Source organism: Embleya sp. NPDC005971 (assembly GCF_040629175.1).
Classification (GTDB): Bacteria; Actinomycetota; Actinomycetes; order Streptomycetales; family Streptomycetaceae; genus Embleya.
Genome location: NZ_JBEXUX010000009.1, coordinates 190561 through 202701, shown reverse-complemented (window position 1 = coordinate 202701; position 12141 = coordinate 190561). Strand labels below are relative to the sequence as shown.

Here is a 12141-nt window from a genome sequence, read left to right as displayed (position 1 = left end):
CGAAGCGAAGGGACACGAAGTCACGAGCGAGGGGCCACTTTTTGCGGAGGAGCGTCAGCGGGGGAGCAAAAAGTGGTGCCTCGCGAGCCGGCGCCGAAGGCGCCCAATAGAAGCAGCGCTGCATCGCCGAAAGCCCCCCACCCGCTCGCTCCGCTCACGACCCCGGCCGTCCCACCCGTTCCGCTCACGACCCGGGCCGCCGTGCTCGCTGCGCTCGCGACCCGGATCGTCCCGCCGGTTCGGTTCGCGACCCAGGCCGCCGTGCTCGCTGCGCTCGCGACCCAGGCCGTCCCGCCGGTTCCGTGCGCAACCGGGTCGCCGTGCTCGCTGCGCTCACGACCCAGGCCAACTCCACCGCCGCCCCCGCAACCCCAGCCACCCGGACCCGCCACCCCCGCGACCCGCCGGAAGCCCAAGCACCGCCCCGCGCCGGCACCCGTGCCCCAGCCCCAGCCCCAGCCCCATTCGGCCCATAAAAAAAGCCCGACCCGAGAGTTTTCGCTCTCGGGTCGGGATGCCGTCGTGCCCCGGGTGGGGGTGGGGACACGAGCGGCCGGGGATGCGAGATCCCCGAACGGCTACAGACCCTGGGGGGGATTGGGCTGCGCCTGGGCCATTCGGAAAGGGGGGAGTCCCGTTGGTTCCGAATGGACCGTCGTTCTGAAGGCTAGTGAAAACCGTGGCCGAAGAACACCTGTCGACCCGACCGGATTGACCCCGAGACAAGGGTTTAAGGCCCACTTAAGGGTTGATCAAGGTCCACGTGTCCGGCGGCACACGAACAACTACTCACAGTGAGAAGATCCCTCGTCCAAGTGTCCGCCCCCACCCCGAGCCAACCGCGCATCGCAACGCATCCCACAACGCAACCCCACCCCAAACCAAACAACGAACCAGTCGTCAGCCCCCCAAACCGCCCCACACCCCTGCGCGTATTCCCATGAGGTTGATGAAGCAACTTCCGGGTGGTCGACCCATGAGACCGGTGCGTCCGGACCTGACGCTCGCCCCCGCCGTTGCGATGCGGCCGATCCGGCTGTGTCCAATAGCACCCGAAATCCCCTCCCCCACACAGACGTTGCACCCGCCGTGAGACCGGCCGCAGAGACCGTTATCGGCCAGGAGACGCCAGGACACGCCAGGACACGCCACACGACAATGCCGCATCACCCGAAGTCGGCACGCACGCCGTTCCCAAACGCGATCCCCGCAAGGCAGGACTGATCCTCGCCCTCGCCACGGCGCCCGTCACAAAACGCCGGCGCCACCACCACGCGAACTCCCATTTCCCCCAAGCCGGTTCCTCCGCCGAAACAACCCCACCCAAACAGCCCACCGGACCTCGCCCCCAGGACAGAACCGAAGGACCGAAGCAGGGCAAATATCACGCGACAGCCAAGCCCCTCATCCGGCAGGGTTCCGCCCGATGAGCGACAACAAGAACGACAACAAGAACAACGACAAGGACAACGAGGGCAACGAGGGCAACGAGGGCAACGAGGGCAACGAGGGCAACGAGGGCAACGACAAGAACGACAAGAACGATAAGAACGACAACAAGAACAACGAAATGTTCTACGCCCCCCACAAATCCCTCCAAGGGCTGCTGCAACGAGGACGGGGCCTGGGCGCCATACAGGCGCGGCAAAGCCCCTCGGCAGCCGCGCCGTTCGTGTACGACGGGATCCGTCGGGACTGGGCCTGGGACGGACTCGTCGACGAACGTGCCCTGTACCTGGCGCGGTCGGTCCAAGAGCTGGAGTTGTCGCCGGCACCGATCGTGAAGCAACTCGCGGGTTCCGAGGACGAGTGCTCCCGGGCGGCCGATGTGTTGGTCCTGCTCGCTCTCGGCGGATCGCACGAGGCCCGGGAGGGACTGCGGGTCCACATCCGGGAAGGCGCCCACTGGATACCCGTACTGGAGTCCGTCGCGGACCACTGGCCGGACACCTGGTGGGAGGACCTGGCCGAGGTCGCGCGAACCCGCATCGGCCGGGAACCGGAGCCGCCGTGGCGAACCGAGCCGTGGGCCGGGTTCGGAGTCGTGGTCCGGCGGCCCGATCCACGACCGGCTCCGCACGATCTCGGCGGACATACCGACGGCGAGCTGCTCGACCTGCTGACCCTCGCCCCGCCCGGGGACCGCATCCGGGTCGACGCCCTGCACGAACTGTGCCGCCGCGACCCGACGGAAGCCCTGATCCCCCTCGTACCCTCGCTCGCCACCCCGGACGGTCGCCGTCCCCTCCCGCAGCTCACCCGGGCCGTCGAACACCTCGGCGCCCTGGCCGTACCGGCGGCGCGCGACTGGGCGGGCGACGAGCGCGAATGGCTCGCCCGCCTCGGCCGTAACGTCCTCGCCGACCAGGCCGTCCCCGAGGCGCTGCCGGTCCTACTGGCCGAACTCGCGCAACAACGGCGGACCCACACCTGGTGCGGCCCCGAGGCCACGGCACGGCAACTGGCCCGCTTCGGGCCGGAAGCCGCCGAGGCGGTGGCCGACCTGCGCCGGCTCTGGCTGCACACCCCGCACTCCTACGCGCGGCCCGCCTACCTGGAAGCGCTCGCCGCCATCGACGCGAGCGGCCTGGAGCACGCCCACACCGAATCCCTCTGGGACTGCCAGGAACAGGCCCGACTCCTCGGCATCGCCCACGCACCCGACAACCCCACAACCCGAAAGCGCATCGCGGAACTACGCGACGACCCGATGGAAGCTCCCGAAGTCCGAGCCGCCGCCGCTGCGGCCCGGCCGGCCACTGCCTGAACCCGTCGCAGAAGCCTGTTTCGACGGGTGTCGGGTTCGTCTCGCGCAGCAGCGACGGTGCACGTCGAGGAGGTGGTTCCGATCGTCGTCCACGGGTCGGTCGAAGGTGAACGTGGTGCCGGAGGACTGCTCCTCGCGGGACTTCGAGAGCGCGACCATGGTCGTGAACGGATCGGGCACGGCATCGAGCTTGGCCAGCCTCCCCGCCCGGAACGTGTCATGGAGCGGTTCGACGAACGCGCCCGGATGACGGCGAGGGCGTCGTGGCGGCCCGGGTGTGGCAGCAACGCGCGGTACGCGGCGACCGGCATCAAAGGGTCCGCCGCAGGTGGTGTCGGGACAGCCCATCGTCGATCAAATGCGCGTTGACGACAGCCACTCCCCCGTCCCGACCGTCGACGATCACCCCACCATCGACATGCTCCGCCCCCTCACCCCGCCCCGTCCGTCACCCCACCCCCAACCGTCGCCGGCCGCGTCCGCCCTTGCCCGCTCGGCGGCTGCGGCGCACGATCGCCTCCGTGCGGCCGGCGCCGAGTCGTACGCTGATCTCCGCGCCGCCCAGCACCGAGCGGCCCACGCCGACCTCGCCGCCGGTGGCCTCCGCGAGGCGTCGGACGATGTCCAGGCCCAGTCCCGTGGAGCCCTCGCCGCCGTGCCCGTGGCCGCGCCGCAGCGCGCTCTCCGGGTCGGCGATGCCCGGGCCGCCGTCGGCCACGAGCAGGATCACCGCGTCCCGACCCGAGTGCAGGGTGACCGAGAACGGCACGCCCTCCTCGGTGTGCCGGAAGACGTTGCCCAGCATCGCGTCGAGCCCGGCCGCCAGGTCGCCCCGGGGCACCGGGACCCGTACCGGCTGGTCCGCGCCCACCAGTTGCCACGGGCGCACCTCGTCCTCGGCCAGTGCCGACCAGAAGTCCATCCGGTCACGCACCACTTCGGCCGCGTCGCAACCCACCGCCTCGATGCTCGTGCTCGATCGCCGTGCCGTGCGGATCAGTTCGTCGACCTCGCGCTCCAACTGCGCCACCGCGTTCCGGGTCTGTTCGGCCACCGGGTCCTCGCCCAGCGCCGCCGCGTTCAGCCGTAGCGCGGTCAGCGGCGTGCGCAGTCGATGCGACAGGTCGGCAGCCATCTCCCGCTCGTTGGCCAGCAGTTGCTCCACCCGATCGGCCATCGTGTTGAACGATGTGGCGGCCTCCTGGAGTTCGGACGGGCCCTGCGGCGCGATCCTGGCCGCCAGGTCGCCGGTCCCCAACGCGCGGGCCGCCGAAGCCAGGCCCCGCGCCGAGCGCACCACCTGTGCGCCGAGCCGGTCGGCGACCACCACGGAGCCGCCGACCAGGACGACCGCCACGCCGGTGAGCACCATCCACGCGGTATCGACGCCGTGCTCCAGGTCGCCGTCCGGCACGTACACCTCGATCACGGTGATCCGCCCCTGGTCCAACAGCAGCGGCTGCAACAACGCCCAGCCGCCGCCCGCCCGGACCCGGAACGACCGGGCCGACCCGCGCGCGGTGGCCACGCTCTGCTCGCTCGCCCGCGGCCGCCCCAGCACCGAACCGTCCGGCAGGTGGATCGCGATCCGACCACTCGAACCGGCCGGCACACTCGCGATCGCCGGCTCCAGCGTCGCCCGATCGGTGGTGATCACCAGCGCCGGCTGCAGCGCGGCGGCCTGCCGCTCGGCGTCGGTGAAGGTACGGTCCGCGGCGATCTCCCGGATCACCAGGACCAGCGGGATCAAAAACGCCAGGGCAACCATCGTGGTGACCGCCAACGAGACCCGCACCAGCGTGCCTCGCACCCCCTTGGGCGCCCGCGGCCGCTTGCCGTCCCGGCCTGCCGAAGCCGGCGTCCGTCCCCCGGAAGCCTGCGCCCGACCCGCCGCACGCGGATCCGGCGCTCCGTCGCCACCCGTACCGCCTGCGCCCGACCCCTCCCCACCCGCCGCGGTCCCCGCGCCCGCCCTCACGCCGGCGGCTCCAGTTTCACCCCGACACCCCGCACCGTGTGCAGATACCTCGGCTCCCGCGCCTTCTCACCGAGCTTGCGCCGCAGCCAGGACAGGTGCACGTCGATGGTCTGGTCGTCACCGTACGACTGACCCCACACCTCGGCGAGGATCTCCCGCCGCGGCACCACCGTCCCGGCCCGCGCCGCCAGGAACGCCAGCAGGTCGAACTCGCGCCGGGTCAACTCCAACTCCCGGCCGTCCAGTTGTGCCTCCCGGCGCCTGGTGTCGATCAGCAGGCCGCCGACGGTGAACACCTCCGGCGTGGTCCGCCCGCGCGCACGGCGCAGCACGGCCGACATGCGCGCGCCCAGGTGTTCGCCGGAGAACGGCTTCGTCACGTAGTCGTCGGCCCCCGCGTTGAGCAGCCGGACCACCTCGGCCTCGTCGTCCCGGGCGGTCGCGATGATCACCGGGACGTCGGATATGCCGCGCAACATCTTCAACGCCTCGGAGCCGTCCAGATCCGGCAGACCGAGGTCCAGAATGACCACATCGAAAGGGTATTGGGCGACTTCGCGCAATGCTTCGAGAGCCGTTCCGACGCTCCGAACGGCGTGTGAGGACGACGTCAGATAGCGGATCAGCGCCGAACGTACGAATTGGTCGTCCTCGACCACGAGCACCTGTGCCATGGTTCGGAACCGTACCCGTACTCTTCGATCCGGCCGGCCCGGGAGGGGAACATCGGGCCGGATCAGCGGCTGGAGGCCAGAGCACGTGCGCAGAACCGTCACCTCGATCGCGGTATGGCTCGTGGTCAGCGCGATGGCCGTCGCGCTGGCCTGGTGGGGCGTGCGCAGCGTGTTGCGCGACACCGTGTTCGAGCCGCCTCGGGCTCCGACGCTGGCCGCCGGGGACGAACCGCCACCGGTGACGAGTTCTCGGCCACCGACGCCGCTCGCGCCGTCGACGCCGGTCGCGCCGCCGACGAGCGAGGCACCCGACCTGATCTCCGCGGTCAACCGAACGCCGGCGCCGACCACGGCGTCCGCGTCGGCGCCCGCGTCCTCCGCCCCGCCGACGCCGAAGAGCCCGCCGACGTCGGTGGTACCGCCGGCCCAGCTTCGGGAGGACCCGCCGGCTCCGGCCGTGCAGAGTTTCGAAGTACGGGGCGGGCGGGCGTCGTTCCGGTACTCGGCCACGAGCGCGACGCTGATCGCCGCAACCCCGAACCCCGGCTGGGCGGTGAAGGTGTGGCCCGGAGACAGGTGGATCCGGGTGGACTTCACCGCCAACCACCGCACCTCGTCGGTGTTCGTGGTCTGGAACGGACACCAGCCGATCGCGTCGACCTACGAGGACTGACCGGGTCGCCGCCAGGCCCTCGACCCGAACGACTACAGGTCTTCCAGCACCTCGGCCGCCGTCGACCGCAGGCCCCGGGCGGCCCGGGTCGCGGTGTTGTACGCCTCGTCGCCGCGCCCGTCGGTGAACGCGTTGGCCGCCTGAATCAGGCCCTGGGCGCCCTTGAGCACGTCGACCGCCGCCGCGAGCAGCGCCTCGCCGCGTGCGTCCCGGCCGGCCTCGTCCGCCAGTTGGGCGAGTTGCCGGGTGAGCACGGTCAGCCGCATGTCCACCCCGCGGGCGCCGGACAGCGGGGCCGGTCGCGGATCACGCACGCTCGGCAGGCCCTGACGCGAGGTCGGCGCACCGTCCGGCGTCCCGCACAGCGGACACGACTCGCCGAGCGCGAGCAGACCACGCTCGGGGTGCCGGGGGCACGGCGCCGAGCGCGGGCGCGCGTCCGCCGCGTCCCGGGCCCGGCCGCGCCGCCGCCGGTTCTCGCAGAACAGGCACTTGTCCCGGGCATCCTCGTCGACCGGGCCGTACGGGTGTTCGTTGCACAGCGTGGTCGGCGTGGGAGCGGCCAGCCGGCCCAGGATCACGCGCGTGTTCGCCAGTTGCTCGGCGATCGCGTCGTACGCCTCGGGCGGGCTGGTGTTGCTCAGGAGGTCGACCATCTCCATCAGGTTCTTGGTCGACAGGACGAGTGCCTTCGTATCGGGTGCCACGCCTATGGACTGTAAATGATCGGCGGGACATCACCACACCTGAACCGGTGCGGCATCACCGCACGATCAGCACCTCCAGGGTCCTCGGCCCGTGTACCCCCTCGACCCGGTTCAGCTCGATGTCGCTGGTCGCGGACGGGCCGGAGATCCAGGTCAGCGGCCGGCCGGGGAGCAGTCGCTCCAGTGCCTGCGGTACGGACGCGACCACGTCCCGGGCGCGGACCACGCACAGGTGCCAGTCCGGGACCAGGGTCAACGCCCGGCGCCCCTGTCCCGGTCCCGCGTCGAGCACGATCGTGCCGGTCTCGGCGATCGCGACGGCGGCGGCGGTGAGGACACCGTCGGCGGTGTCCAGCTCGGCGACGGTGAGGTGGGGGGCGGGCTGCTCCGGCCTGTTATTAGTAGGATCATCGGACGATTCGTCGATCGGCCCGTACACCCAGCCGTCCGGCACGCACGTCCCGGGCGCGAGCCCCGCGACCCACTCCGCCGGCAGCCCCGCCGGTGTCACCAGCCGACGTGCCCCGCGCCGTTCGACCGCGTGTGCGATCGCGTCCGCGAGTTCGCTCCCGGTGACCTCGTGCACGACGGCCCGATAGTCGCGCAGGTGTTCGGCGAACAGTTCGAGCACGCCCTCGACCACATGCGCCCGTGCGTAGTCGCGCGGAACCGGGAAGACCTCGTCGCGCGGCACGTCCGTCAGCGCCCGCCGTACCCGGTTCAGGATCACCTCGCGCGAATTCATCGGCTCTCCCCCTCGATCTCGTTCGCTTCGGTGCGCGCGGCCGCAGGCCCCGGATCCCCCGGGCCCATGTCCGCCTGCGGCGCACCCCCGGGCCCGCTGCGCTCCCGCACCCACCAGTCCCGGAACGACTCCGCCGGCACCGCCGGGATCGACCGACTGTCCGTCCAGGCCGCGCCCGGGCCCGGGGCCCGCTTGGGGATCAACTTGCGCGAGCGCGCCGCGACCCGCTGTACCCGGCGCAGTCGCCCGGGATCGTCGAGCACCCACTCGGCCGCCCGCATCGCCGTCCGCTCGGCCCGATGACCGCCGCCCTCGACCACCTGTTCGCGCAGATGCACCAGCACCTCGGGGATGTCGATCGCGACCGGGCACACCTCGTAGCACGCGCCGCACAGCGAGGAGGCGTACGGCAGCGACGCGGTCTGCGCGTCCACCTTCGCGGTCGCGATGCCGCCCAACTGCGGCACCAGGATCGCGCCGATCGGCCCGGGATACACCGACCCGTACGCGTGTCCGCCGGTGCGTTCGTACACCGGGCACACATTCAGACAGGCCGAGCAGCGGATGCAACGCAGCGCCTGCCGACCGGTGCTGTCCGCCAGCACGTCGGTGCGGCCGTTGTCGAGCAGGATCAGGTGGAAGTCCTGCGGGCCGTCGCCGGGGGTGACGCCGGTCCACATCGAGGTGTAGGGGTTCATCCGCTCGCCGGTCGAACTGCGCGGCAGCAGTTGCAGGAACACCTCCAGGTCGGCCCAGGTCGGCACGACCTTCTCGATGCCGACCACCGAGATCAGCGTGTCCGGCAGGGTCAGGCACATCCGCCCGTTGCCCTCCGACTCGACCACCACGAGCGTGCCGGTCTCGGCGACCACGAAATTGGCGCCGGAGACCGCGACCTTCGCGGACAGGAAACGCTCGCGCAGGTGCCGACGCGCGGCCTCGGCCAGCGCGGCCGGCTCGTCGGTCAGACCGGCCGGTGCCGGCACGCCCCATTCGCCCATCTCGCGAACGAAGATCTCCCGGATCTCGGACCGGTTGCGGTGGATCGCGGGCACCAGGATGTGCGACGGCAGATCCTCGCCCAACTGCACGATCAACTCGGCCAGGTCGGTCTCGTAGGCCCGGATGCCCTCGGCGGCGAGCGCCTCGTTGAGGCCGATCTCCTGGGTGACCATCGACTTGACCTTGACCACCTCGGTCTCGCCGGTGGCCCGGACCAGGTCCGCGACGATGCGATTCGCCTCGGCGGCGTCGGCGGCCCAGTGCACGGTGCCGCCGGCGGCGGTGACCGCGGCCTCGACCGCGAGCAGGTGTTCGTCGAGGCGGCGCAGCGTGCGGTCCTTGATCGCCGCGCCCGCCGCGCGCAGTTCGGCCCAGTCCGCGAGTTCGTCCACCACCAGGGCCCGCTTGTCCCGGATGGTGTGGGTGGCCTTGCGCAGGTTGTGCCGCAGTTGCGCGTCGCCGACGGCGGCCCGCGCGGCCTGCGGGAACGGGGGCATGCCGACGAAGGTGGCGCCGGTCGGCGGGACGGCCTTGCTCATGCCGGCTCCTTCTCGGTGGAGGCGAGGATTTCCGCGAGGTGCAGGACCCGCATCCCGGTGCGCTGACGGTCCATCAGGCCACCGATGTGCATCAGGCACGAGTTGTCCGCCGCGCACAACACCTCGGCGCCGGTGCCCGCGGCGTGCCGGACCTTGTCGGCGCCCATCGCGGTGGACACGTCCGGGTTCTTGACCGCGAAGGTGCCGCCGAAGCCGCAACACTCCTCCTCACCGGGCAGGCCGAGCAGTTCCAGACCGCGCACCTCGCGCAGCAGTGCGGTCGGACGGTCGCCGAGCTTCATCAGGCGACGCGAGTGGCAGGTGGGGTGGTAGGCGACCTTGTGCGGGAAGTACGCGCCGACGTCGGTGACGCCGAGCACGTCGACGATGAACTCGGTGAGGTCGTACACCTTCGGGACCACCGCCGCGACGTCGGCCGCGAGGGTGGCGTCCCGGGCCCGGGCGGCGGCGCGCGGGTGGTTGTCGCGGATCATCGCGCCGCACGACCCGGAGGGGGTGACCACCGCGTCGTAGCCGGCGAAGGTGTCCGCGAACCGGCGCACCATCGGCTCGATCCGCGGGCCGTAGCCGGTGTTCCAGTGCATCTGTCCGCAGCAGGTCTGGGCGAGCGGGAAATCGACCTCGCAACCCAGGCGCTCCAGGAGGCGGACGACGGCCTGGCCGGTGCGGGGGTACAGGGTGTCGTTGAGGCAGGTGATGAACAGCCCGACGCGCATGCGGGCGGCCTCCTTGCGGTGGGTGGGATCGGGGGTGGGGTTGATCGGGGGTCGGGGGGGGTGGGTTCGGGGCGGGTTGTGGGTGGTTCGAACCGGCATGCGTGTGGTCAGACCACAGTGTGGTCACACGGTATGGGCATGTCATGCTGTGCCACAAGACGTGGGTGTCGGCCCGCGACCTGGATCGCTCCGAGGAGCTTTTGTGAACGACGGCCCGGACTGGCGCCCGGTCAAGCGGGTGCGCGCCTTCGAGGAGGTCGTCGCGCAGATCGAGGAGCAGATCTCGACCGGCCGGCTGCGCGCGGGCGACAAGCTTCCGGGCGAGCGCGCTCTGGCCGCCGCACTCGGGGTCAGCCGCCCGTCGGTGCGCGAGGCGATGCGGGTCCTGGAGGCGATGGGCGTCCTGGTCGCGAACACCGGCAGCGGCCCCGAGGCGGGCGCCATCCTGGCCGGTTCGGCGGGGCCGGCGCTGACCGGTGTGCTGGGACTGCACCTGGGCCTGGCCAACTTCGCGGTGGACGACGTCGTGGAGACCCGGTTGTTGATCGAGTCCTGGGCGGTCGAGGCCGCCGCCCGGCACGCGAGCGAGGCCGACCTCGACCGGCTGCGCACGATCGTGGCCGCGATGGACGCGCCGGATCTGTCGGCGGAGCAATTCAACGAGCAGGACACCGAGTTCCACACCGCGATCGCGGAGTTGTCCGGCAACGCGCTGGTCGCCACGTTCATGCGCGCGCTGCGCGACACGGTACGTCGACACCAACAACGCGCGGTTGCCGAACTGGGCCCGGACACCGGCGCGTTGCGTGCGGACCACCACGCGATCCTGGCGGCGATCGAGGCCCGAGACCCCGCCGCGGCAGCGGCGGCGGTGGTCGCACACCTGCGTCGGGCCTACCCGGGAGTGGGGCGGTTGGCGTGAGGGACGGCTCGCGGGGCCGCGCGGGTCGGGGTGTTGCCGCGCACCGGGGCTGAAATTTCGCTGACGGGGCGTCATGTCGCTTGTGGGGCAAGGTGATCCGGGGTGGGGGAAACCTTGGGGCGGGGTGGTGACTCGGTGCGGTTGCGCGGCATACTGCGCGGCAACGTACAGCGCAGGAGGTCGCGAGGATGCTCGGGCACGACCGGATCGACGCGGAGACGTACCATCGGGACATCGTCCCTGGATTGCTCATCGGTGAGGCCGGGAAGCGGGCTGCGGCGGGGTTGGCGGGTCTCGAACCGCTCGGGCTGCGGGTCGGCGAGGGGGCGTGGACGTATCGGGCGCACGACTCGCGGTTGCGAGTCGTGGAGGGCGTCGATGCGGACGCCACGTGCGTGGTGCGGTTGTCCCCCGACGCGTGGACCGACCTGGTCACCCTGTTGCGGACCGCCGCCGCGCTCGCGATCGCGGGCGACGTGGCCACCGAACGAGGCGGTGTGCACGAACTGTTCCGCTGGGAGCCGGTGTTGCGGGCGCTCTATCAGGGGATCGAGATCTATCTGCCGCACGGCACACAGGTGTTCGACCGACACGGTCGATCGGTGGACACGGCCGCCGAACTGACGCTCGATCACTCGGATCGCGAACTCGCCGACCACTTCGAGGCGACCGGGGTGATGCGGGTGCGCGGAGTCTTCTCCGCCGCCGAGATCGCCGTGTTCGAAGCCGAGGTGGATCGACTGGCCGCCGAGGCGCGGCCGGACGACGACCGGTCCTGGTGGGCACAGCGCGAGAGCGGCGAGCAGGTGTTGTGCCGGATCGTCTACGCGAGCGAGCGGTCGGCGCCGATCGGTGCGCTGGCCCACGATCCGCGGCTGGTTCGACTGGCCACGTTGATCCACGAGGACCTCGCGGCGTCCACCGACCGGATGGAGGGCATCTCGGTCCTGCTCAAGCCGCCCGGTCGGCTCAAGGGCCTGGCCAACATCCCGTGGCACACCGACTGCGGGCTCGGCGGCCATCACATCATGTGCCCGTCGGTGGCGATCGGCATCCAACTCACCGGCTCCTGCGCGGAGAACGGCTACCTGGAGGCGATTCCGGGCTCCCAGGGCCGCACCTGCCCGCAGCCCGGCGCCGCCGACCTGGCCGAATTGCCGCACCTGACCGTGCCCACCGAGCCGGGCGACGTGACGGTGCACATGACCGACGTACTGCACGCCTCCCCCGCGCCCTCGGGCGAGGGCGGGCGCCGCACGATGTATGTCACCTTCCATCCACCGACCCTGTTCGAGCACGTCGGGCCGGGCGAGGCGATCAACGACCTGATCCGCAGTCGCAGCGCGAGTGAACTGGAGGCCGGGCTGGGGCGTTGAGCCCGACGGCCGGGGTCGGGG

At 71.5% G+C, this 12141-nt stretch carries 10 protein-coding genes; 4 read left to right on the top strand and 6 right to left on the bottom strand.

Translation table 11 applies throughout. The features are described 5' to 3' along the window. Nucleotides 1–1426 precede the first annotated feature (1426 nt). Complete coding sequence (locus ABZ374_RS11680) at nucleotides 1427–2767, top strand: hypothetical protein (RefSeq protein ID WP_360309593.1); 1341 nt, start codon at nucleotides 1427–1429, stop codon at nucleotides 2765–2767. Nucleotides 2768–3215: 448 nt separating this feature from the next. On the opposite strand, the gene ABZ374_RS11675 is transcribed toward ABZ374_RS11680, so the two are convergent. Together ABZ374_RS11675 and ABZ374_RS11670 are read right to left on the bottom strand one after the other, a co-directional pair. Beyond that, complete coding sequence (locus tag ABZ374_RS11675; RefSeq protein WP_360309591.1) at nucleotides 3216–4577, bottom strand: HAMP domain-containing protein; 1362 nt, start codon at nucleotides 4575–4577, stop codon at nucleotides 3216–3218. 164 nt (nucleotides 4578–4741) lie between these two features. Then, complete coding sequence (locus ABZ374_RS11670; RefSeq protein WP_360309589.1) at nucleotides 4742–5419, bottom strand: response regulator transcription factor; 678 nt, start codon at nucleotides 5417–5419, stop codon at nucleotides 4742–4744. A gap of 85 nt (nucleotides 5420–5504) precedes the next feature. Between ABZ374_RS11670 and ABZ374_RS11665 the strand changes: the two genes are divergently transcribed. After that, nucleotides 5505–6092 (top strand): hypothetical protein, encoded by a 588-nt coding sequence (locus ABZ374_RS11665; protein WP_360309587.1) that lies wholly within the window; start codon nucleotides 5505–5507, stop codon nucleotides 6090–6092. Nucleotides 6093–6124: 32 nt separating this feature from the next. Here ABZ374_RS11665 and ABZ374_RS11660 read toward each other — a convergent pair whose 3' ends face one another. Genes ABZ374_RS11660 through ABZ374_RS11645 form a run of 4 tightly spaced genes read right to left on the bottom strand, consistent with a single transcriptional unit; the run spans nucleotide 6125 to nucleotide 9822 of the window. After that, nucleotides 6125–6799, bottom strand: a complete 675-nt coding sequence (locus tag ABZ374_RS11660; RefSeq protein ID WP_360309585.1) for a hypothetical protein — start codon at nucleotides 6797–6799, stop codon at nucleotides 6125–6127. Between the two features lie 55 nt (nucleotides 6800–6854). Then, nucleotides 6855–7544: a lactate utilization protein C gene (locus ABZ374_RS11655; RefSeq protein WP_360309583.1), complete on the bottom strand. Its 690-nt coding sequence runs from the start codon at nucleotides 7542–7544 to the stop codon at nucleotides 6855–6857. Next, nucleotides 7541–9085, bottom strand: a complete 1545-nt coding sequence (locus tag ABZ374_RS11650; protein ID WP_360309581.1) for a lactate utilization protein B — start codon at nucleotides 9083–9085, stop codon at nucleotides 7541–7543. Before ABZ374_RS11650 ends, ABZ374_RS11655 begins: the two co-directional genes overlap by 4 nt. Further along, nucleotides 9082–9822: a (Fe-S)-binding protein gene (locus ABZ374_RS11645; protein WP_360309579.1), complete on the bottom strand. Its 741-nt coding sequence runs from the start codon at nucleotides 9820–9822 to the stop codon at nucleotides 9082–9084. The genes ABZ374_RS11650 and ABZ374_RS11645 overlap by 4 nt, the downstream gene beginning before the upstream one ends. Before the next feature lie 202 nt (nucleotides 9823–10024). Between ABZ374_RS11645 and ABZ374_RS11640 the strand changes: the two genes are divergently transcribed. Continuing rightward, nucleotides 10025–10744 (top strand): FadR/GntR family transcriptional regulator, encoded by a 720-nt coding sequence (locus ABZ374_RS11640; RefSeq protein WP_360309577.1) that lies wholly within the window; start codon nucleotides 10025–10027, stop codon nucleotides 10742–10744. 188 nt (nucleotides 10745–10932) lie between these two features. After that, nucleotides 10933–12120: a phytanoyl-CoA dioxygenase family protein gene (locus tag ABZ374_RS11635; RefSeq protein WP_360309575.1), complete on the top strand. Its 1188-nt coding sequence runs from the start codon at nucleotides 10933–10935 to the stop codon at nucleotides 12118–12120. Nucleotides 12121–12141: the final 21 nt, after the last annotated feature.